Consider the following 22,654-nt stretch of genomic DNA (forward strand, 5'->3'; position numbering starts at 1 on the left):
GTGTTTGATTTTTGCGCGGGTCCATCCGCGCGGAGCAAACCCGGCCATCGATGGCTGTGCATTCACTTTTGCGCGGATCCATCCGCGCAAGGCAAACCCGGCCATCCGTGGCCGACTTTTCAGAAGAGCGGTGTCCACAACAAGCAACGAGGAAACTTCCACCATGTGCTCGATTTTCGGAATATTCGACCTGCAGCCGGGCGACGACCTGGCGGCGTTGCGCCGGCAGGCGCTGGAGTTGTCGCAGCGGCAGCGTCATCGCGGGCCGGACTGGAGTGGGGTGTTTGTCGATGCCGGGGTGATCCTGGTGCACGAGCGGCTGGCCATCGTCGATCCGGCCAGTGGCGCGCAGCCGCTGCGCTCGCGCGACGGCGCACTGGCGCTGGCGGTGAACGGCGAGATCTACAACCACCGCGAGCTGCGCACGGCCAGCGATTACGAATTCACCACCGGCTCGGACTGCGAGGTGATCAACGCGCTGTATCGCGAGCAGGGCAGCGACTTCGTGGGCCGGCTCAACGGCATCTTCGCGTTCGCATTGTGGGACGGCGCGGCGCAGCGCTATCTGATCGCCCGCGACCCGATCGGTGTCTGCCCGCTGTACTGGGGCCACGATGCGCAAGGGCGCCTGTGCGTGGCCTCGGAGATGAAGGCGCTGATCGGCGTGTGCGCCGACGTGGCGCCGTTCCCGCCCGGCCACGTGTATGACAGCGCCAGCGGTGAACTGCGCAGTTACTACGCCAGGCCATGGCGCGACTATGAAGCGACCCGCGGCCATGACGTGGCGGCGCCGGCCTTGCGCCAGGCGTTCGAACAGGCCGTGCATCGCCAGCTGATGACCGATGTGCCGTATGGCGTGCTGCTGTCCGGCGGACTGGATTCGTCTCTGGTCGCCGCCTGCGCCGCACAGTTCGCGCGCGAGCGGGTCGAGGACGACGACCGCAGCGAGGCCTGGTGGCCGCGCCTGCATTCGTTCGCGATCGGACTGGACGGTTCGCCCGACCTGGCCGCCGCCCAGGTCGCCGCCGATGCGCTGGGCACTGTGCACCACGGCTTCGTCTACACCTTCTGGGAGGGCCTGGATGCGCTGCCGGAGGTGATCCGCCACATCGAGACCTACGACGTCACCACCATCCGCGCCGCCACGCCGATGTACCTGCTGGCACGGCGGATCAAGGCGATGGGGGTGAAGATGGTGCTGTCGGGCGAGGGCTCGGACGAGATCTTCGGTGGCTACCTGTATTTCCACAAGGCGCCGTCGGCGGAGGCTTTCCACGAGGAGACCGTGCGCAAGCTCGACGCGCTGCACAGCTACGACTGCCTGCGCGCGAACAAGGCGATGATGGCCTGGGGCGTGGAGGCGCGCGTGCCGTTCCTCGATCTGGAATTCATCGACGTGGCGATGGGACTGGACGCCGCGCGCAAGATGGCCGGCCACGGCAAGATCGAGAAGCACGTGTTGCGCGAGGCGTTCGACGGCGCCTTGCCGAAGGAAATCCTGTGGCGACAGAAAGAGCAGTTCAGCGACGGCGTGGGTTACGGCTGGATCGACGGGCTGAAGGCGCACGCGGAGCAGGCGGTCAGCGACCGCGAGTTCGCCGCGGCGGCGGCGCGCTATCCGTTCAACACGCCGGCGACCAAGGAAGCGTACTTCTACCGGCGCATCTTCGAGCAGCACTTCCCCGGTGAGGCCTGTGCCGCGACCGTGCCCGGCGGCAAGTCGATCGCCTGTTCCTCGCCGGCTGCGCTGGCGTGGGACCCGGCCTTCGCGAACGCGGCCGACCCGTCCGGACGCGCCGTGAGAGGCGTCCACGCCCAGGCGCTCGCCTGAATGCGCGTATCCGATGGATCGTGGGGCGGGCATGGCCCGCCACTCTTCGCCGCAAGCGGCCAAAAGCTGGCGGGCGGTGCCCACCCTGCGAGAGCGGGGGCGTTTGCTGCAGTGCGTCTGTTATTCTATGGCGCTTGCATCCATCGCTGATATCACCATGATCGAGACCAATCCCATCCATGCGCAGATCGCCGACCTTCGTGGCCGGGTCGAGTCGCTTCGGGGGTATCTTTGACTACGCTACCAAGAGCGAACGTCTGGAAGAAGTAACCCGCGAGCTGGAGAGCCCCACCGTGTGGGACGACCCGGCACGCGCGCAGGAACTGGGCCGCGAGCGCGCCCGCCTGCATACCATCGTCCACGGCATCGACACGCTGACCGCCGGGCTGAATGACGCCGGCGACCTGCTGGAAATGGCGATCGCCGACGGCGACGACGACACCGCGCAATCGGTGACCGACGACCTGGCCAAGCTGGAATCGCAGGTCGGCAAGCTGGAGTTCCAGCGCATGTTCTCCGGCAAGATGGACGCGATGAACGCGTTCGTCGACATCCAGGCCGGCGCCGGCGGCACCGAGGCGCAGGACTGGGCCGAGATGCTGCTGCGCATGTACCTGCGCTGGTGCGAGAACCGCGGCTGGAAGACCGAATTGATGGAGGTCTCCGGCGGCGACGTGGCCGGCATCAAGTCCGCCACCTTCCGCGTGGAAGGCGACTACGCCTACGGCTGGCTGAAGACCGAGATCGGCGTGCACCGGCTGGTGCGCAAGAGCCCGTTCGATTCGGACAACCGCCGCCACACCAGCTTCACCTCGGTGTTCGTGTCGCCCGAAGTCGATGACGACATCGAGATCGACATCAACCCGGCCGACCTGCGCACCGATGTGTACCGTTCATCCGGCGCCGGCGGCCAGCACGTCAACAAGACCGAGTCGGCGGTGCGCATCACGCATATCCCGACCAATACCGTGGTGGCCTGCCAGACCGGCCGCAGCCAGCACCAGAACCGCGACACCGCGATGAAGATGCTGGCCGCCAAGCTGTACGAACTCGAAATCCAGAAGCGCAATGCGGAGAAGGACGCGCTGGAAGCGACCAAGTCCGACATCGGCTGGGGCAGCCAGATCCGCAATTACGTGCTGGACCAGAGCCGCATCAAGGACTTGCGCACCGGCATCGAGCGTTCGGACACCCAGAAGGTGCTGGACGGCGATCTCGACGAGTTCATCGAGGCGAGCCTGAAATCCGGCCTCGAGGCCGGTGCCAAGCGCGTCGATGCGTAACGCTTGATTCCTTCCGCTCACTGACGAGGTGGCCCGCATGAACAGCAAGAAGATCTGCGCAATCCTGATCGCTTCAGCCGCACTGGCAGCATTCGGCGCCGCAGCGCAGTCACAGCAAGGCAGCGCCGGACAGGGTATCAAGCAGGATGCCAAGGCCGTTGGCCACGGCGTCGCCGACGGTGCCCGCGATGTCGGTCACGCCACCAAGCATGTCGCCAAGAAGGTCGGCCACGGTGCGAAGGAAGCCGGCACCGGCATCGGCCACGGCGCAAAGAAGGCCGGCATCGCCGTCGGTCATGGTGCACGTGAGGGCTGGGACGCCACCAAGCATGCCGTCAAGCACGTGTTCGGCAAGGACGATTGACGGGCAGCGCCCATTCTTCATTTCAATAGCGTCATCCCCGCACCAACGGGAATGACGGCAACTACCCACGCAAGCCAGTTTCCGGAACACGCATGACCAGCGACCACTCCACGCCCGCCGAAGCATCCTCCGAACCGACGCAGGACGAAAACCGACTCATCGCCGAGCGTCGCGAAAAACTGACGGCACTGCGCGGGCAGGGCATCGCGTTCCCGAACGACTTCAAGGTCGACAGCTTCGCCGGCGACCTGCAGGCCGAATTCGCCGACAAGGACGTGCATACGGCCGAAGCCGTCGAAGCGGCCGCGCGGCGGGTGAAGATGGCCGGGCGCATCGTGCTCAAGCGCGTGCAGGGCAAGGTCAGCTTCGTGCAGTTGCAGGATTTCAGCGGGCGCATCCAGCTGTTCATTCACCAGGGCACGCTCGGCGAGGTATACGAGGCGTTCAAGGGCTGGGACATGGGCGACATCGTGGGCGCCGAAGGCGTGCTGATGCGCACCAAGACCGGCGAGCTTTCGGTGCGCGTGGATCAGCTGCGCCTGCTGACCAAGAGCCTGCGTCCGCTGCCCGACAAGCACCACGGCATGGCCGACGTGGAACAGCGCTACCGCCAGCGCTACGTCGACCTGATCGTGACCGAGGAGGCACGGCGCACCTTCATGCTGCGCTCGAAGATCATCGGCTACATGCGCCAGTGGCTGGAGGCGCCGTCGCGCCGCTTCATGGAAGTGGAGACGCCGATGATGCATGTGATCCCCGGTGGCGCCACCGCCAAGCCGTTCGTCACCCATCACAACGCGCTGGACCTGGACCTGTACCTGCGCGTGGCGCCGGAGCTTTATCTCAAGCGTCTGGTGGTGGGTGGCTTCGACCGCGTCTACGAGATCAACCGCAACTTCCGCAACGAGGGCGTGTCGACCCGGCACAACCCCGAATTCACCATGCTGGAGCTGTACCAGGCCTACGCCACCTACCACGAGATCATGGACCTCACCGAGGCGGTGATCCGCGATACCGCGCAGGCCGTGCTGGGCACCACACAACTGGAGTGGGACGGCGCCGCGATCGACGTCGGACCGGCGTTCCGCCGCTGGCGCATGGAAGACGCGGTGCTGGAACACAACCCCGAGATCAAGCGCGAAGAACTGCGTAATCGCGAGGCGCTGGCCGCGCACGCGACGCGCCTCGGCGTGCAGGTCAAGGACGGCTACGGCTGGGGCAAGCTGCTGCTGGAGATCTTCGAGAAGACCGTCGAACACACCCTGATCCAGCCCACCTTCATCACCGACCATCCGGTCGAGGTGTCGCCGCTGGCGCGCGAGAGCGATACCAACAAGGGCATCACCGACCGCTTCGAGCTGTTCGTCAACGGCAGGGAACTGGCGAATGGTTTTTCCGAATTGAACGATCCGGAAGACCAGGCCGCACGTTTCCAGGCCCAGGTCGACGCCAAGGACGCCGGTGACGACGAGGCGATGCATTTCGATGCCGACTACATCCGCGCGCTGGAAGTGGGCCTGCCGCCCACCGGCGGTCTCGGCATCGGCATCGACCGCCTGGTGATGCTGCTGACCGGCTCGGCCTCGATTCGCGACGTGCTGTTGTTCCCGTACATGCGGCCGGAGGCGTGAGCCTCGACGCGCCCGCGCTGCAGGACCTGGCCGCACCCGACGGCGTCTGTTACGGCTGCGGCAGCGCCCATCCGCACGGACTGCACATCAAGAGCCACTGGCACGAGGACGGCGTGCACGTGGTCAGCACACACCTGCCGGGGGCGGATTTCCACGGTTGGCCGGGGCTGGTCTACGGCGGCCTGATCGCGATGCTGGTGGATTGCCATTCCAACTGGACGGCGATGGCCTGCCACTACCGCGCCGAGCATCGCGCGCCGGACAGCAAGCCGCGCATCGACTGCGTCACCGGCAGCCTCGGCATCAAGTTCCTCAAGCCCACGCCGATGGATGTGCCGCTGACGCTGAAGGCGCGCGTCGAGGGCGAGGTCGGGCGCAAGACCCGCGTGCTGTGCGAGGTTTATGCCGGCGAGGTGCTCACCGCGCTGGGCGATTCGGTCTTCGTGCGCGTCGACACGGCGCAGCTGGCCGCGGCTGCGCGGAACGCCTGAGCGTCGGCGTGGGTTAAACTTGCGGTTTCGCCGAAGCCTGGAGTCCGCATCATGTGGTTTGCCATCATCGGAACGGACGTTGCCGACTCGCTGGAGAAGCGCAAGGGCGTGCGCCCGGCGCATATCGCGCGCTTGCAGGCGCTGCTGGACGAGGGGCGGCTGTTCGTGGCCGGCGCGTTCCCGGCGATCGAATCGGAAGACCCGGGTCCGGCCGGTTTCAGCGGCAGCCTGATCCTGGCCGAGTTCCCGTCGCTGGCCGAGGCCCGCGCCTGGGCCGATGCCGACCCCTATGTGGCAGCCGGCGTCTACGCCGAGGTGCAGATCAAGCCGTTCCGCAAGGCCTTGCCGGCGTGAGCGAGGCGATGATCGAACAAATCCGCCAGCGCCTGACCCAGGCCCTGGCACCCACCGAGCTGGAAATCGTCGACGAAGGCCACCTGCATGCCGGGCACGCCGGCGAGGGCAAGGGCCATTTCCATGTGCGCATCGTCAGCCCCGCGTTTGCCGGGTTGTTGCCGATCCGCCGCCACCGCCTGGTTTATGCGGCGCTGGACGGGCTGATGGACAACGGAATCCATGCATTGTCGATCGACGCAAAAAACAAATAGATTTTAAACAATAAGTTATATCGAATTCTTCAACCGTTACTTTGTGCGGAAACGCATTGCAGCGCCGTCCCGCGTTTGGCACAGTGACTTGCCGCCCGGACGGTGCGGGCACTACCGATGACCCATTGATGACCGCATGCGCCTGACCACGATCAAACTCGCCGGTTTCAAGTCCTTCGTGGACCCGACCACCCTGCACCTGCCGAGCAACATGATCGGCGTGGTCGGTCCGAACGGTTGCGGCAAATCCAACATCATCGACGCGATCCGCTGGGTGATGGGCGAGAGCGCGGCCAGCCGCCTGCGCGGCGATTCGCTGACCGACGTGATCTTTTCCGGCTCCAACACGCGCAAGCCGGTGGGGCAGGCCACGGTCGAGCTGATCTTCGACAACGCCGACGGTTCCATCCAGGGCGAGTACGGCCAGTACGCCGAAATCTCGGTGAAGCGCCAGGTCACCCGCGACGGCCAGTCCGCCTACTTCCTCAATGGCGCGCGCTGCCGCCGCCGCGACATCACTGACCTGTTCCTCGGCACCGGCCTGGGCCCGCGCAGCTACTCGATCATCGAGCAGGGCATGATCAGCCAGATCATCGAGGCGCACCCGGAAGAGCTGCGCACGCACCTGGAAGAGGCTGCCGGCATCTCCAAGTACAAGGAGCGCCGCAAGGAAACCGAGAGCCGCATCAAGGCCACCCGCGAGAACCTCGATCGCGTACGCGACGTGCGCGACGAGGTGGACAAGCAGCTCGAACACCTGAACCGCCAGGCCCGCGCGGCCGAGCGCTGGAAGGCATTGAAGGAAGAGCAGACGCGCAAGGAAGCCGAACTGCGCGCGCTGGAATACCGCGGCCTGAAGAGCCAGCACGACGGCGAGGGTGAAGGCCTGTCCGCCGCCGAGATCGAGATCGAGAAGCAGTTGGCCGGCCAGCGCCAGATCGAGGCGCAGCTGGAGAGCGTGCGCGAGCGCCACACCGACGCCAGCGAGCACCTGAATGCCGTGCAGGCCGAGGTGTACAAGGTCGGCGCCGAGATCGCCCGGGTCGAGCAGCAGGTTCGCTACAACAAGGAAACCGCCGACCGCCTGCAGCGCGCCCACGGCGACGCCGAGCGCGAGCATGCCGAACTGGCCGCGCACATCGCCACCGACCGGGAACAGGGCGAGGCGCTGCGCCTGGCGCTGGCCGAAGGCGAACCGAAACTCGAAGCCCTCCAGCAGTTGCAGGACGACACCGCCGAGGCCCAGCGCAGCACCGAGGCGAAGCTGGCCGACTGGCAGCAGCGCTGGGACAGCCACACCCGCAACGCCGGCGAATCCAACCGCGCAGCCGAGGTGGAACGCACCAAGCTCAACTACCTCGACCGCCAGGCGATCGACCTGGCGCGCCGACGCGAGGCGCTGGAAGCCGAACAGAAGGCCACCGACGTGGCCGCGCTGGACGCCGCCGGCCAGCAGCTGGTCGATGAACACGACACCCAGCGCGAGCGCGTCGAAACGCTCGGCAGCCTGCTCGACCAGCACAAGTCCAGCCACGAGAAAGTACTGGAGGAAGAGCGCCAGGTGCAGTCGGCGCTGAACGAGGCGCGCCAGCAACTGCAGGCGGCGCGCGGCCGGCACGCTTCGCTGGAAGCATTGCAGCACGCCGCACTGGGCCAGGAAGAAAGCGCTGCCAGCGGCTGGCTGGCGCGGTTGGGTCTGGACCGCTCGCGTCGCCTCGGCGAATCGCTGCAGGTCGAGGCGGGCTGGGAAACCCCGGTGGAAACCGCGCTCAGCGGTTTCCTCGACAGCGTGCTGGTGGATGGCTCGCATGCACTCGCCGTCGAATTCAATGCCCTCGAAAACGCCGATGTGGCGCTGCTCGACGCCGCCGACGGCGGCGCCAACACCGCCGGCACGCTGGCCGCCCATGTGCGCGGGCCCGCCGCGGCGCTGGCGATCCTCGGCCACGTGTTGACCGCCGAATCGCTGGACGACGCGCATCAGCGCGTGGCGTCACTGTCCGCGCTGGCGCCGTACCAGTCGGTGATCACCCGCAGCGGCGAATGGCTGGGCCCGGGCTGGGCGCGCGTGCGCCGCGCGCAGGGCAGCCAGGTCGGCGTGCTGGCGCGCGAGCGCGAGCTGCGCCTGCTCATCGAGCAGGTCGCCACGCTGGAAGCGCAATTGGAGGAAGCCAGCGAACGGCTCGACGCGCTGCGCACCAGCAAGTTCGAGACCGAGCGCGCGCGCGACGACGCGCAGCGCGAGCTGTACAACGCGCATCGTCGCCAGTCGGAGCTGGCCGGCCAGTTGCAGAGCCATCGCGGCAAGCTGGAAACCGCCCGCGCCCGCGCCGAAAAGGTCAGCGGCGAGCTGGTCGACCTGGCCACGCAGATCGACGAGCTGCAGAAGCAGACCCGCGAGGCGCGTGCCCGACTGGACGAGTCGGTCGGCCTGATGGGCGACCAGGAAGACCAGCGTCGCGAGCTGGAAAACGAGCGCCGTGCGCTACTTGAAGCACGCGAAGAAGCGCGCATGAATGCACGCGAGGCCGCCGAGCAGTCGCACTCGCTCGCCCTGGCGCTGGAGTCAAAGCGCTCTTCGCTGAGCTCGCTGGAACAGGCACTTGGCCGCATGGACGTCCAGTTGCGCCAGATCGAGGCACGCCGCAACGAAATCGCCGAACAGCTCGCCGCCGGCTCCGACCCGATCGCCGAACTCGAGGCCGAACGGCAGGCCTGTCTGGATCAGCGCCTGCTGGTCGACAGGCAACTGGTCGAGGCGCGCCGCGCGCTGGAAGACTGCGACGTCGAATTCCGCAAGCTCGAACAGCAGCGGCATCTGGCGGAGCAGGGCCTGGCCAGCTTGCGCGAAAGCCTGTCCGAGAAGCGCCTCGCCGCCCAGGCGCTGCAGCTGCGCGCCGAGCAACTGGCGGCGGCGATCGCCGCGTCCGGCCTGGCACTGGAAACCCTGCTGGCCGAACTGGCCGAGGATATCGACGCGAACCAGTGGCGGTCACAGCTCAACGACATCGGCCAGAAGATCGCGCGGCTGGAGCCGGTGAACCTGGCGGCGATCCAGGAACACGCCGAGCAGAGCGAGCGCAAGACCTACCTGGACAACCAGCTGGCCGACCTGGTCAGTGCGATGGAGACGCTGGAAGGCGCGATCAAGAAGATCGACCGCGAGACCCGCCAGCGCTTCAAGGAAACCTTCGACAAGGTCAACGCCGGCGTGCAGGAACTGTTCCCGCGCCTGTTCGGCGGCGGCCATGCCTACCTGGAACTGACAGGCGACGACCTGCTCAACACCGGCGTGTCGATCATGGCGCGGCCGCCGGGCAAGCGCGTGTCCAACATCACCCTGCTGTCCGGCGGCGAGAAGGCGCTGACCGCGGTCTCGCTGGTGTTCGCGATCTTCAGCCTCAATCCCGCGCCGTTCTGCCTGCTCGACGAGGTGGACGCGCCGCTGGACGAGGCGAACGTGGGGCGCTTCTCGAACATGGTGCGCGAGATGAGCGAAAAGGTGCAGTTCATCTTCATCAGCCACAACAAGGCCACCATGGAAGCAGCCACCCAGCTGTGCGGCGTGACCATGCGCGAGCCGGGCGTGTCGCGGCTGGTGCAGGTGGACCTGGCCGAAGCGGCTAAACTGGCAGGCGCTGCCTGAGGAACCCATGATGACGCTGCAACCCGTGCTTGCCTTTGCCTGGAACCCCGCCGTCGGCATTCCGCTGCTGATCGTCGGGGTGATCGTGCTGGCGCTGATCTGGCTGTTCGGCCAGCCGAAGAAGGAGCAGGGCAGGCGCCGGGTCGTGCCGGATCAGCATGCCGGCGAGCGTCGTGAACCGACCTTGGGCGAGCCGGGCGGCGATCCCGTCTCGAACGATCTCTTCATTGGCGGTGATGCCGGCCCGCAGCAGGGCGAACTGGAGGTTGGCCTGCGCGAGGAACTCGAACGGCTCGGTGCCACGTTGTCCGGCGAACGTACCAAGACTTCCATGCCCGCTGCACCCAGGGCCAAGCCCAGGCAGCAGCCCAAGCTGGCCGATCATGTCGCCTCGATCATCGACGCCTTGCGCGCGCCCAGTTCCAGCGAGCCGACAGCACCGGACGTGCCGCCCGCTGCGGAGGAAATTCCTGCGCCGGCAATGTCGGCGACGGCTGCAACCACTGCTACGCCACCGCGCTCGGATCTTGGCCGGCGTCCGCCCCAGTTGCCGGTGGAGCGCATCGTCACGCTGTTCGTGGTGGCCCGCGACGGAGCGCGCTTCCATGGCCCGGATCTGGTCGTGGCCGCCGAGAAGGCCGGCCTGGAATTCGGCGACATGGGCATCTACCACCGCCTGGTCGACGGCAAGCGCGAGCTGGGGCCGATCTTCAGCGTCGCCAACATGCTCAAGCCGGGCAATTTCGACCTGGCGCGGCTGGATACCTTGCACACGCTCGGGGTGAGCTTCTTCATGACCCTGCCGGCGCCGCTGCCCGCGCTGGATGCCTGGGACGCGATGCTGCCCACCGCGCAGCGCCTGGCCGAGTTGCTGGATGGTCAGGTGCTGGACGAAGAGCGCAACGCGCTCGGGCGCCAGCGCATCGCCCATATCCGCGACCAGCTGCGCGGCTGGGACCGCGACCACGAAGGCAAGGAAATCATCTTCGGGCGTTGATATCCGGGGTCAGCCAGCCGCGTGGCGGCGCGGCAGTTTCCAGCCCGGCCGGATGAAATGGCAGGTATAGCCGTCGGGATAGCGCTCCAGGTAGTCCTGATGCTCGGGCTCGGCTTCCCAGAAATCGCCGGCCGGCGCCACCTCCGTTACCACCTTGCCTGGCCAAAGGCCCGAGGCATCCACGTCAGCGATGGCGTCCTCCGCGATCCGCTTCTGCTCCTCCGACGTGTAGAAGATCGCCGAGCGGTACGAGCTGCCGCGGTCGTTGCCCTGGCGGTTCGGCGTGGACGGGTCGTGGATCTGGAAGAAGAATTCCAGCAGCGTGCGATAGCTGATCCGTGCCGGATCGAACACGATTTCGAGCGCCTCGGCATGGCTGCCATGGTTGCGATAGGTGGCGTTCGGCACGTCGCCGCCGCTGTAGCCGACCCGGGTCGAGACGACGCCGTCCTGGCGGCGGATCAGGTCCTGCATGCCCCAGAAGCAGCCGCCGGCCAGGATCGCGCGTTCGGTACTCATCGCACGTCCTCCAGCTGGTCCAGGTAATCGCCGTAGCCTTCGGCTGCCATGTCGTCGCGATGGACGAAGCGCAGCGAGGCCGAGTTGATGCAGTAGCGCAGGCCGCCGCGATCGGCCGGGCCATCGGGGAAAACGTGGCCGAGGTGGCTGTCGCCATGCACCGAGCGCACCTCGGTGCGGATCATGCCGTGCGAGGCGTCGCGCAGTTCGTTGACGTGGGCAGGCTCGATCGGCCGGGTGAAACTCGGCCAGCCGCAGCCCGATTCGAATTTGTCGGACGAAGCGAACAACGGCTCACCGGACACGACATCCACATAGATGCCCGGCTCCCGGTTGTGCAGGTATTCGCCGGTGCCGGGACGCTCCGTGCCGCTTTGCTGGGTCACCCGGTACTGCTCGGGGCTGAGCTGCGACAATGCATCGGGATTCCTGCTGTAGCGTGGCATGGCGGGCCTCCTCCGGTTCGTTTCCAGTGCGATGAAGATGGCTGTCGCCGCGTCGATATCAAGCCCGGCGCCGCACGCACGTAGAGCAGGGTAGCTCAGCGGATCCTCAGTCGTACGCCTCGCGCAGGACAGACGTGCCTGCTTGCAGCCTTGTCACCACAAGCGCATGTTGCGTGAGCGGCAGGCTCGACTGGCTAGGGCGTGGCCCAGGCGATTGCTCGTCCAGCCGGCCATTCATCCGGCAACGTGCCGAGATCGCGACGATGCTGCCGCCATAACAGTCGTGCGACACTCTGAGGGATTTACCAGAGACATACGGGGTTGTATTTGGGCGCTTTCACAATCTATTTGTAATTTTACATAATATACATTATGCGAAATTATAGATGGTGGTATCGATACTCCAGCAAGATCAGTTCGACTGCGTATTACCCGTGGATCCGCTGTCTAACAACGACGAACTGCCCCCGCAGCAACTGTTCTCCACAGCGAAACCTCAGCGCTCACGGCAGAAATCCTCTGCAATTGGCGCATGCTAACGTGCACAGCCAGGAACGCAGACAGCAAAACCTGAGCATCGAGGAATCTTCGTCATTCCGATGGGGTCACCAGTGCTACCGAGCGCGCGTAGATGATGTTGTACGTAACGAACGATGGCCTGCACACGCGCAAATGTTCAGCGCATTGAAACCTAGGCAGCCACCGCAGAAACCTTTCGCAATCTTCGCCCACAAAGCTCTGTGGTGATGGACGTCTCCCAAGAGACATCCATAGTGCTGAATTCAACGCACTCAGTCTTCCAAATCCCTAGGCGAAACCTCCCACAGCCATGTGATTGAGATATTCGTGCAGCGGCCCGGCCTGATTGCTCTTGACCAAGGACTCTGCCGTACGACCGCCGAAGGCCGGGATCGGCTGACCGCGGTACCAAGCCATGGCCTGCGGCTCGCCGCCGGCCCACTGTGTGATTAGTCCAAGGATTTCGAGCATCTCTCGTATACGCGCCTGCGTAGCGCGCGAGTTGACACGATCTGGGCGGTACAAGGTGTCTATGCTGATGCCGAGCGTGCCCGCTAGATTCTTCTTGGTGAACCCTGTGCCGACGATCAGCCGTTCGACAACGACATTGCCGGTCTTGCTGTCGGCATATTTGTCCAGGAGAACGTTGACGCCCCTGAGGCGAATGGTTCGACCTAATGTGTCCTCTGAACGAACCGCTTCGGGAACACGCGCTTGGGTGCCAAGTTTACGGGGCACTTTCGTTTGCTTTGGGTTGCTCATCAGCGATTCCAACTTCTTCATGGCCACCGCCCTCGCATCGCAAATGATTGTATCTAAAGACATAGCTGAAGCTTGCTAAAATTAGCAAGCAGATCGAAATCGTGATAATTCCAGTTAGATGGCCATCGGGCACTAATCATCCTGACTTCCTCTTCATGCAAACGGCGTACGCTGCTAACCATAACCATGCATACAAGCCGCAGCCAGAGCTGCGGCCGATCAGACACTAGCCATAGCGTCTCTGTCAGGTCGTGAAACCTAACTGAGCCCCGACACACCTCGCGGCCTTCTTTTTCCGGCCGCACGTTTGATCTTCGCGTCCGAAGGAGCGTCACCCAATTTGGCGCGTAACGCCACTTCACGCTGAGTAGCCGCGTGCAGCGCGTGCTGAGCCGCCAGCAGTGCCGCCGGAAGTCCATCCATACGGGCTAGTTGCTGCTCGAGGGTTTTGGCACGAGCCCCGTGTTCGGTGGCTAGGTTCTCTGCGGCGCGCGCCGACGCCATGGCCGCTTCCAGTTGCGAGGTGATAGCGGAGGTCTCCCGTTCCTTCTGGCGCAACACCGCTTGGAGCTTTTTGGTTTCTTCCCGAGCTCGGTCGACTTCGGCGTGCGCTCGATCTTCGACGATTCGGAGATGCAGCGATTGTGCGTCACGCTCGGCAGCCACGCTGCTTTTATGCGCTTCGAACGTTTCATCCAGTTGCTCCGCACGTCGTTTCCATCCATCGCGTTGTTGCAGGAGCTCAGCCACTTGGCTGGCCTGTTGCTCCACGAGACGTTGGACGTCCGCCAGCCGCGTTTCGGCGATCTCTCCGGCTTGACCCGCGCTCTGCGCTTGCGCTCGGGCTTCGGCGATTGCGATCTCCCAGAGCTTGCGTTCTTGGGTAAGTGACGTTTGGGCGGCTAGGAGGGCGTTCTGTTCGTGAGCGAGTGCTGCATTAGCAACGGACGTCGCATGGGTCATGGCGAGACGCCAGACCTCGATAAACGCTTGCCCCACGTCAGCCGGCACCTCGGGCAACGCGAGCACCTGGCTCAGCCGCGTGGCCAGCGCGCCGCGCCAGGTGTCCAACATGCGGATCACGGTGTTGGGCGAACCCGTACCGAGCTGTGCTCGGATCTTCTCGACCGTCGGCCGCTCGCCGGCGGTCACCAGCGCGTCGGCCGCGGCGTTGACCTGTTCTTGGGTGATGCCTCTGGCCATCGCTGGGGTCTCCCTTGTCGGCGCCCTGCCCGCTGGTTGACGTACTGGTGATAAGTGATGATTATCGCTAGTACGTGCCCCATTTCGTAATGTACATTACATAGTATGAAGCATAAACACACCTTACCAGCCCTCACCACACCCGCTGCCGGCTTGGTGCTGCCGGAACAGTTGGCCCAGCAAGCGGCCGACGCCGTGCGCGAACTGCTGGCCGAAGCGGCCGCGGCGAACACCACGCGCAGCTACGCCGCCGCCCTGCGCTACTGGGCCGGCTGGCACCAGGCCCGCGTTGGGATTGAGTTCACGCTGCCGGTGAGCGAGGCCGTGGTGATCCAGTTTCTGGTCGATCACATTCAGCGCAAGAACCAGACCGGCCTGGTCAGTGAACTGCCGCCGACCGTCGACCAGGCGCTGGTGGCCGCTGGTCTCAAGACGAAGTTCGGACCGCTCAAGCTGTCGACCGTGACCCAGCGCGTGGCCGTGCTGTCGACGGCGCACAAGCTCAAGCGACTCGCCAATCCGTGTGAGTCGGCCAGCGTCCGCACCCTGCTCAGTCGCGCCCGGCGCGCGGCGGTCAAACGCGGCGAGCGGCCGACCAAGAAAACCGCGATCACACGCCCGGAGCTGGAAGCCATGCTGGCGACTTGCGATGACACACTGGAAGGCCGGCGTGATCGCGCCCTGCTCTGCTTCGGCTTCGCCAGTGGCGGCCGCCGGCGCAGCGAGATTGCGGCGGCGGACCTGCACGATCTCCGGAAGACCGGTGACGAGAGCTACATCTACCGGCTGGAGTATTCGAAGACGCAGCAGGCGGGGGTGACGGTGGACTCGACGCCGGACAAACCGGTCTTAGGGATTAGCGCCCAAGCGCTCGCGGCGTGGCTCGAAGCGTCAGGCATTCGCGAGGGGGCGATCTTTCGTCGGATCTGGAAGGATCGCATCGGCCCGGCCCTGTTGCCCGGTTCGGTCGCGACGATCGTGAAGCGTCGGGCAGCGCTGGCTGGCCTTGAGGGAAACTTCGGAGCGCACAGTCTGCGGTCGGGGTTCGTGACGGAGGCCGGCAAACAAGGCGTGTCGCTGCCGGCCGTCATGGCGATGACCGAGCATCGTTCGGTGGCGAGTGTCATTGGGTATTTTCAATCGGGCGCGGCCGAGGACAATCCTGCGGCGCGGTTACTGAAGTAGTTCTCGGCGCGTACTTAGCAATACGCAGAACCGCACCATCGCCATCGCGCCCGGAAAACTATCGACTTCAGCTCAGCCCAAGCTCCTTCAGGGCTGCCCGGATGGGCTTGCGCACTTCCGCCGGGACCTGCTTCAGGTCGGCGCTCAGACCCTGAAGCACCTTTTCTCCGCCGCGTTGCCGGGCGATCCTTCCTAGGATGCGGACCGGATCACCGGCCCGCACAGCAGCGATAGCTATGTCGGAGATCCGCCATTCTGAATGGACGAAGGCGTCGGTCAGGCGCCGCCGTGCGCTTTTGCACTTGTCCCAGTCGAGGAAGACGAAGACGTAGCTCAGCAGGTCGATCGCGCTGTCCTTGGCGAGTTCCCGGTACACAGGCGGAAACGCCGCCGCGATCAGGGGCGACGCGGCCTCGCGCCGATCGCCGAGCGCGAACGGCAGAAGTATGGCTGAAGCCCGGACAAAACCATTCGCAGTCACTGATCCGGATTCCCACAGCATCTTCGCGGCGGCCTCGACCGCCTCGGTGGACATGTCCAGCTGACGCCGCCCCGTCATGGCCCCCGCCATCTCCTCAATGCCGGCGAGAAGGGAGCCGCGGGCGGCGACGGGGGCGCGGCCGAATGCCACGAGGTTCCGGGACGCTGCCGCCGGGGACACACCCCGCTGCAACCCCACGCGCATCGCCCTGCCGCCATTTAGCTTGGATCCTGCCGCCGACAGGAGTCGATCGAGTGCGGCAGACGAGACCTTGTTTGGTTCCTGGGGCAATGCGAGTTCAATCGCCTTGCCGACCAGCTCCGTGCCGATGCCTTCCTTCAGGTTTGGAAGCAGCGCGAGTACGAGGGCGACGTGATCGTGATGCGGCATCGTCACGTTGTAGGCGATACGGGACAGCAGCTCGGCGTCCGATCCGTCCGCCGCGTCCAGTGAGGCGATGGCCCGGGTCAGCGTGCCTTGGTCAGCGAGCATGCCTCGCAGCTGCAGCGAGTTCGCCGCGGCAAGTAGCGACCGGATTAATTCGATCCGCCGGCCCTGCTTCAGCGCGGGGCTAGTGAGCAGCCAGTCCATATCCGCTGGGGTTTGACCCAACGTGGCCTCGACGAGCGCGTCGCGTCCTGCGCTCGCGCTCATCCCGCTCACCGCGTCGCGGAGGACGGCCTCGGCTTGAAGCACCCGCGCCCGTTCGACGAGGACGCTCCGGATCCCGGGCGAGCTCAGCCCGTTGACGGCATGAACGTGCGCGGCCTCCTTGACCAGGTCGTCGACGTCGAGGTCGTCGATGAGCAGTCGGGCGGGATCGACGTGGCGATCGTCGACTAGGAGGCCGAGCAGCCGGCGTCTCGCCTCCGCTCGCACCCCATCGTCGGCGGTACGGAGCGCGGTCGCCAGCGCGGACGAAAAAACCGGGAACCTGCCGACCGTCCCTTCCGCCAGCTTTGCGCTGGCGAACAGCAGGTCGAGAAGATCCTCGCCATCGAGGCGGCTCAGCAGCTCCGCAACGTCGAGATCGAGCGATCGCGCGAGCCCGTCGGCCGCCGCGCTCACCAGCAGCTCCCTCTGAGGCTCGACATTCAGCGACGAGAGCACTTCCACAGTCTCGGCCGGATGGCGGGCCGCCAAGTCCACGGCTGCAGTCCGTATGGATTTCGCCACTGACATCGATGGGCGAAGGCCTTCCAGCTTCTGGATAAGGGCGCCCAGGTATCTCCAGGCGTCCTCCGCCTGCATGGTGGTTGCCGCCAACGCCGCCGACCGGGCCAGCGCCGGCTCCAGCTCGCGGATCAGGTCGACTTGTCTGACCTTACGCGTGTTGGCGATGTCGAGCATGCCCAACGCCGCGGTGGGGGAACTGGGCAGCTTGCGACGAAGATCGTCCCAAAGGAGCGAGACGCGCAGAGCCGACTCACTGCCTACGCCGTCCGATGACATCTCGCCGAGGACATCGAGGTTCTTGAGCGACGGCACAGGAGAGCTGAGCACCCGAGCGATGATGGGCTCGGACCATGGATGGCGGGCTAGCCCCCGCTTGCGCCCGTCGATGCGGCGTCCCTTCCATTCGCCGAACCGGGACCGGGATTCATTCGAAGCGAACACGAGATCGAAGCTGCGACGGCCGATGGTCCGGGGAGAGCGGGCGAAGGTCGACATACTGAAGGTGCGACGAAAACCCGGCCAGAGCGCGGTCGTCAATCGGAGCGCAAGCGGCTCCGGCTTCTCCGCGTCGAACACGACGATCGGGGCCCGCTCCTCGAGGAACATCGCCTCGATGAGCTCCGTGCCCTGAAGCGGATCGACCGGTGGAAGCAGGATCGGGACGGCGGCGGTCGACCTGCGCTCGGCCGGCTGGTCCGCTCCGGCCTCTGTGGCAACGGCGACGACGGCAGCCACGTCCTGCATCTCCTGCCATTCGGCCATCGGCACCAGGACGCTGCGGGTGCGGACGCAGCCCGCCCGCGTCGCCTCGAAGTCTTGCCAAGTCCTGGCGACGACGTAGTGCGACTCGCTCGGCAGCGGGTACAGGGTCAGATAGGGCGCGAAGCGCTCGCCCGGTGAAAGCGGACCGGCGACGTCGGACAGCCTATCGATCAAATCCTGATCGGGCTTCTGCAGCCGGATGGTGCTCGAAAGGAGCTGATGCCCCTGCCGATAGCCATGCAGTTGCTGATCGAATCCGGCCACCCTAGTCCCCCAGCGCCCAAGCGATGGGCAGCATCACGTCCTCGTCGGTCCTCAAGCGGTCTCCATCTTCGACAACGACCCAGCCCTGCTCCGTGATGTCACGCTCGAGGAACTGGCTCCGGAACTCATCGTCATCCTCTAGGTCGCCGCCGACCACAGACAGCCCAAAGAGCTTCACGTCCAGCCGGCCCGTGTCCGCCAGACGTCCGGCGAACAACGGGAATTCCCTTCTGAGATAGACCATCGGCCCACCGGCGCGGATCTGGGGATCGAGCAGGTCATAGGCGGCTACGACGACGGCGACGTGCGGGCGGCCACCGTCGGCACGGTCCGCCAGACACAGATCGAGATATCGGAGCAGCTCGCACAGAAGCACCTGCGTCGGCAGGTCCGGCTCGGACGGCAGCGAGATGGTGTCCTGAGCTGCTTCGGCCGGAAGCGGGTGTTCGGGTTCAACGGGCTCCGTCACAGCATCGTCACCGGCACCGGCCCCAGCGTCGTCATCATCCAGACGAAGGATGTTGCGTGCGGTGACCCAGTCGAGCGGCTTAACATTCTGATCGGAGAGCGCCCGCACGAAGACGACGGCGCCCGCCGCCTCGTTCAGGACATCAAGCCACTCTTGGGAGATCTCGGACGTCGCCACTGTGCGCGTCCACAGTTCGCCCGAGATGTCCGGCACCATCAGCTCGGTCAGCGCGCCTTCGCCGTTCGCGCCCCGGACGCTGATCGAGAAGTCCGCGCGGCCGACCTCAAGGTTCCTATCGGAGCGAGGCGCGAAGTTGCCCTGCATAAGATGCTCGACGGCCCCGTCGACATAAGCGATGTTGTCCGGCAGCCGCTCGGCCCGCAGCACGCCCTTGCGCTTCTTGAACGACGGCCAGAGCCGGCCGACGTAATTGGTCTTGCCCGAATCAGGGCCACCCAAGAGCACGATCGATCTCCGAGTCATGCGGCACTCCTGAAGCAGCTGAACGTCCTTGCACCGGGGCTTTGGTCGTCCGGCCAGAATTCCGGCACGGCCCGGTCGTGGTTCAGCGTCATGTCGATCAGCGGCGCGATGCCCGACCCGGGCGCGACATCATCTCCGAAGGAGAAGGAGGCAATCGGCGCGAGAGCTATCTCCATCCCATGCCCGCGGCCCGCTTCGCATATGTTCTCGTAGGCATCCGCAGGGAACTCGCCGATGTCCCGCCAGCTGGGGACGAGGATCACCCGTGGCCTGGGCGTTGGCAGGATCGTGGATAGGCGCTCGACCAGCATCTCGGCCCGGTACGTCGCATACCTTTTCGTCTTCGGCTCCGCGAACGCGCGACCGTCGACCATCAGCCAGATCACCGACGCTGATCCGAGGAACGCGAAGCGGTCGCAGTCGGTCTTGTCGATCAGCGCCTTCGACCATTCGCCCGGAAGATCTGGCATCAGCATGTCAAAGAAGCGGCCGTCCTCTTGGCGGCGCAGCCTGAAATGCAGGAAACCGGCCTGCCGGTCGTCGGCCATCTCGGTGTGGATCGTGAGCTGCCCTGGCTCGTCGCCCTTTGTCCAGTAGCGACTGCCGCGCGAGATCTGCTCGAACGCCATCAGAGTGGCGCTGTTGGCGAAATCGTATCCCTCGAACCCGCCCTTTGCGAGGAGCAGGTAGGCGCTTACAAGGCATGCCGTCTTACCGGAATCGGGCAGACCCAGGATGCCGACCATCGTCGTGTGGCGCCGCGTCATATGTGACGTCGCCTCCTCAAGACCCATTGTCAGGCTCGAAGGTAGTCTCGGAGTCTCGACCGGGCTCGCCAGCACTACGCCGCCCAGATCGACGGAGGGCCGTCCTTCGGTCGAAGGACCCGACGCGCGGACGCCGCCGTCCGCTTCGTCATTCTCCTCGACGCCGTCCGCTGCCTCTCCCTGATCCCTCCGGTTCGAGCATGTTTCAACCGGACGGTTCAGCACGCAGGCTCCCGTCACGTTGAACGTGCACTCGCTCAGCCGGCATGAGCCATCAATCATAATCAACCGCCCCGCAGCGTTGCGACCTGTAGGATGCCGCCCTCGAGAAGAGCCCGCGCGCCCCATTCGCGTGCGTCGCGCTCGATGCCCGCGCCGGCACGGTCGACGTCACCGCTCGCAATTGCCGCGAGCAGTGGAAAGCTCGTGGCCGATTCGCGGATGCGATCCGAATCTATCGACTTGGCCAGCATCGCGCGATGGTCTCCGAGCGCTGCCAACAGGGCAGTCAAAGTGGCGGAGCTTCCGGCCGGCACGCCGCGCAACACCACATTGCGGTGGCCCGACGCTGGCAGGCGGCGCAGCTTCGAGGCGCCATCGATGCCAGCGACCACCGCGCGGACGAGCGGATCAGCGTCCGCGCGGCGACCGTCCAGTACCTCGCTCCAGTCCTCGATTGTCCACCACAGGAACTCGAGCTCCTCGCGGTCTAGCTCCGCATTCTCCCGCAGGGCCTTGACCAGCGGTTCGGTCGCCTTCCGGTAGGCGGCGTTCGCCTTCGTGCCCGTCGGCTGGGCCTCAGGCAACGCGAGTGGTCCGATCTCCGGAACCGGCGCCCGCTTGCGCGACCGCTCGGCGATCAGCATCGTTCTGGTCCGCGAAGCGACGAGCACCTCCTGACGGAGAAGTTCGATGGGTTCCTCCGAAACGGAGGACTGGAACGAGAGCGCCGACCAAAGGCCCACCGCAAGGGCGTCCACCGGCGTCCAGCCGGAAGCGTCCGGTTCGCGCTTGACTAGGTCGAGGGCCGAAACGAGCGCCACGATAATGATCTCGAGATCGTGGTCTTTGCGCACGAACGCGGCGCTTCCGGCGTCGACGATTGCCTGCTCAACCTCCGAGGCGAACTCGTCGCGCGCCTTCCCGTCGGTAACGCCATCGGCCAGCGCCGAGGCCAGTTGGATCGCCGACCAGGAATCGTCGAACGCCGTGATCCAGGACTGGACCGTCGTGACGGCTGCGTTGCGACGACTGACGTCCTCGTCCTTGGGGTTAGGCCAGAAGATCCTGACGTACTTCGCCATCACGCTCATTCATCGTTCCCCGATTTCGGTTTCAGTATTGCCGCGTCTATCGCAGCCGACAATTCGCCCATACGCCCTTGCGCGACCAGCTTCGCGAAAAAGCGCTGCTCGATCGTGTGATCGAGACGGTCCGTCAGATCGGCGGGTATCACGTTGAGCTCGACAAGGATACGTCGGCGGCGGTCCTCCGGCAGATCCCGGAAGAAACGCAGACGGACCAAGCGAACGTCTTCGGTCATCGAAAAGTCCACCTCCTTCGACCCCGTGACTGGGTTTGCGACTGGCTGCGCCTGAGGCTGCTCGTCCACCACGCCCTGTACCCGCGCGACCGGTGGAATTCCCCTACGGAAGTAGGGAGATCCGAGGACATTGCGCTCTGACCTGCCTTCGAGGAAGGGAGTATCCCGCTCGATGCGCTTCATCTCGAAGTTCCAAGTCCGCGGATTGATGGTCACCGCCAGCGCGTCGGACCCGTCGTCCCAATCGAACGTCAGGATGTTGTACTTATACGTGTACTTCTCGCCGATGTCGTCGGGCGCGGTCGCGCCAGCGGCGAGCATCAGGAAATCGCACTCCTCCTCGACAGGTGTGATATCCAGCGACGGGAAGTGCTCGTGCCCCGAAATGATGACGCGGGCGCGTGACTTGAAATAGCGGGCCGCCTCGTCCGAATCCTGGAGCCAGTTGAGCGGGTGGTGGACAAGCACCACCATTTCCTCGCCATCGATCGGCGTGAACACGCGCTGCCGCGCGCCCAGTATCAGCTTGCCCTCGTCATCCTTTAGCGAGCAGATCAGCGCGGAGTTCAGGTGGACGAAACGGACAGTCCGCTCCGGTGCCACGGTGACAACCACGTCGGCCGAGTACGCGCCGCCGACGTCTAGATCGCATCCGTAGCCGCTAGAAAAGTCCCGGTAGGCGGCGAAACGCTCGTAGAGCACCTCACGCTGGACCTCGTCGTCGAGGAGCATGTCCAGCATCTTGTCTCCATGCTCGCGGACGGAGTCGAGATGGAACTTCGTGACCGGGGTTATGGCGTCGCGATCGATGTCGTGGTTACCGGGGACCATCTGAATGTCGAGGCGGCTGCAGCCGATATGCTCCGCCAACCGGTCCAGCCATTCGCCAGCCTTCGCATACTCCTCATACTTCGCAGCATAGGCGATGTCTCCGGTCACAATTATGCCAGATGCACTCGTCCCGAGCTTTTCGATTTCAGCGGCGGCGTCTTCAAGCAGCCGCTCCTTCGCGTCACTATTTATCGTGAAGCGCCCACCGTCCTTCTCTTGGCCGAAGTGGATGTCCGACAAGTGTATGAAAACCGCTGCCACGCCACCCCCTTCCGATCATCATAGGCACTCGATCAAATCACGAACATTGGCTCAAGGCGAACATTTGCACCAGCGGCGCCGCTTAGAGGTTTCCGCCTATCTTATCTGGTCGCGAAAGCGGCCGGCCGGTTT

The 22,654-nt window shown here is 65.2% G+C and carries 19 protein-coding genes; 10 read left to right on the forward strand and 9 right to left on the reverse strand.

Going from position 1 to position 22,654, the window contains the following annotated elements; genetic code table 11:
• Positions 1–163: 163 nt before the first annotated feature.
• From asnB to zipA, 9 genes are all read left to right on the forward strand, one after another.
• Positions 164–1,831, forward strand: coding sequence for an asparagine synthase B (gene asnB / locus IMW82_RS02650; protein WP_211003784.1), 1,668 nt, complete (start codon positions 164–166; stop codon positions 1,829–1,831).
• 157 nt (positions 1,832–1,988) lie between these two features.
• Positions 1,989–3,114 (forward strand): peptide chain release factor 2 gene (gene prfB / locus IMW82_RS02655; protein ID WP_108473194.1). Its coding sequence is split into 2 segments (ribosomal slippage): positions 1,989–2,063 and positions 2,065–3,114, totalling 1,125 coding nucleotides; the frame shifts between segments, so codons are not numbered across the junction.
• A gap of 37 nt (positions 3,115–3,151) precedes the next feature.
• Complete coding sequence (locus IMW82_RS02660) at positions 3,152–3,478, forward strand: hypothetical protein (RefSeq protein ID WP_108473195.1); 327 nt, start codon at positions 3,152–3,154, stop codon at positions 3,476–3,478.
• A gap of 92 nt (positions 3,479–3,570) precedes the next feature.
• Positions 3,571–5,109 carry a lysine--tRNA ligase gene (gene lysS / locus IMW82_RS02665; protein ID WP_211003785.1) on the forward strand — a complete coding sequence of 513 codons (1,539 nt, stop codon included), beginning with the start codon at positions 3,571–3,573 and terminating at the stop codon, positions 5,107–5,109.
• A complete protein-coding gene (locus tag IMW82_RS02670) occupies positions 5,106–5,600 on the forward strand; it encodes a PaaI family thioesterase (RefSeq protein WP_211003786.1) in 495 nt (164 codons plus the stop codon). Before lysS ends, IMW82_RS02670 begins: the two co-directional genes overlap by 4 nt.
• 51 nt (positions 5,601–5,651) lie before the next feature.
• Positions 5,652–5,954 carry a YciI family protein gene (locus IMW82_RS02675; protein ID WP_108473198.1) on the forward strand — a complete coding sequence of 101 codons (303 nt, stop codon included), beginning with the start codon at positions 5,652–5,654 and terminating at the stop codon, positions 5,952–5,954.
• Positions 5,955–5,962: 8 nt separating this feature from the next.
• Positions 5,963–6,208, forward strand: a complete 246-nt coding sequence (locus tag IMW82_RS02680; RefSeq protein WP_211003787.1) for a BolA family protein — start codon at positions 5,963–5,965, stop codon at positions 6,206–6,208.
• 136 nt (positions 6,209–6,344) lie between these two features.
• A complete protein-coding gene (gene smc, locus IMW82_RS02685) occupies positions 6,345–9,854 on the forward strand; it encodes a chromosome segregation protein SMC (protein WP_211003788.1) in 3,510 nt (1,169 codons plus the stop codon).
• A 10-nt stretch (positions 9,855–9,864) separates the two neighbouring features.
• Positions 9,865–10,851 (forward strand): cell division protein ZipA, encoded by a 987-nt coding sequence (zipA, locus tag IMW82_RS02690; RefSeq protein ID WP_108473234.1) that lies wholly within the window; start codon positions 9,865–9,867, stop codon positions 10,849–10,851.
• 9 nt (positions 10,852–10,860) lie between these two features.
• Here zipA and msrA read toward each other — a convergent pair whose 3' ends face one another.
• The 4 genes from msrA to IMW82_RS02710 all read right to left on the reverse strand — a co-directional run bounded on the left by msrA (position 10,861) and on the right by IMW82_RS02710 (position 14,300).
• The gene (msrA, locus tag IMW82_RS02695; protein ID WP_211003789.1) at positions 10,861–11,370 is read right to left on the reverse strand and encodes a peptide-methionine (S)-S-oxide reductase MsrA; all 510 of its coding nucleotides are present in this window, start codon (positions 11,368–11,370) and stop codon (positions 10,861–10,863) included.
• Positions 11,367–11,816 (reverse strand): peptide-methionine (R)-S-oxide reductase MsrB, encoded by a 450-nt coding sequence (gene msrB, locus IMW82_RS02700; protein WP_211003790.1) that lies wholly within the window; start codon positions 11,814–11,816, stop codon positions 11,367–11,369. The genes msrA and msrB overlap by 4 nt, the downstream gene beginning before the upstream one ends.
• A gap of 807 nt (positions 11,817–12,623) precedes the next feature.
• Positions 12,624–13,118: an antitoxin Xre/MbcA/ParS toxin-binding domain-containing protein gene (locus IMW82_RS02705; RefSeq protein WP_211003791.1), complete on the reverse strand. Its 495-nt coding sequence runs from the start codon at positions 13,116–13,118 to the stop codon at positions 12,624–12,626.
• A 237-nt stretch (positions 13,119–13,355) separates the two neighbouring features.
• Complete coding sequence (locus tag IMW82_RS02710; RefSeq protein WP_211003792.1) at positions 13,356–14,300, reverse strand: DNA-binding protein; 945 nt, start codon at positions 14,298–14,300, stop codon at positions 13,356–13,358.
• Between the two features lie 105 nt (positions 14,301–14,405).
• Here IMW82_RS02710 and IMW82_RS02715 point away from each other — a divergent pair, with 105 nt between their 5' ends.
• On the forward strand, positions 14,406–15,485 hold the full coding sequence (locus IMW82_RS02715; protein WP_211003793.1) for a site-specific integrase: 1,080 nt from the start codon (positions 14,406–14,408) through the stop codon (positions 15,483–15,485).
• A gap of 67 nt (positions 15,486–15,552) precedes the next feature.
• On the opposite strand, the gene IMW82_RS02720 is transcribed toward IMW82_RS02715, so the two are convergent.
• The 5 genes from IMW82_RS02720 to IMW82_RS02740 are packed head-to-tail and all read right to left on the reverse strand — an operon-like array spanning position 15,553 to position 22,501.
• Entirely contained in the window at positions 15,553–18,168 is a 2,616-nt protein-coding gene (locus tag IMW82_RS02720) for a hypothetical protein (protein ID WP_211003794.1), read from the reverse strand.
• 1 nt (position 18,169) lies between these two features.
• On the reverse strand, positions 18,170–19,120 hold the full coding sequence (locus IMW82_RS02725; RefSeq protein WP_211003795.1) for a hypothetical protein: 951 nt from the start codon (positions 19,118–19,120) through the stop codon (positions 18,170–18,172).
• Positions 19,117–20,112, reverse strand: a complete 996-nt coding sequence (locus tag IMW82_RS02730) for a hypothetical protein (protein WP_211003796.1) — start codon at positions 20,110–20,112, stop codon at positions 19,117–19,119. Before IMW82_RS02730 ends, IMW82_RS02725 begins: the two co-directional genes overlap by 4 nt.
• Before the next feature lie 59 nt (positions 20,113–20,171).
• Positions 20,172–21,200 (reverse strand): GTPase-associated system all-helical protein GASH, encoded by a 1,029-nt coding sequence (locus IMW82_RS02735; RefSeq protein WP_211003797.1) that lies wholly within the window; start codon positions 21,198–21,200, stop codon positions 20,172–20,174.
• Positions 21,197–22,501, reverse strand: a complete 1,305-nt coding sequence (locus tag IMW82_RS02740) for a metallophosphoesterase (RefSeq protein ID WP_211003798.1) — start codon at positions 22,499–22,501, stop codon at positions 21,197–21,199. The genes IMW82_RS02735 and IMW82_RS02740 overlap by 4 nt, the downstream gene beginning before the upstream one ends.
• Between the last annotated feature and the right edge of the window lie 153 nt (positions 22,502–22,654).

The sequence above is a fragment of the Rhodanobacter sp. B2A1Ga4 genome, from assembly GCF_018101315.1.
In the GTDB taxonomy this organism is placed as follows: Bacteria; Pseudomonadota; Gammaproteobacteria; order Xanthomonadales; family Rhodanobacteraceae; genus Rhodanobacter; species Rhodanobacter thiooxydans_A.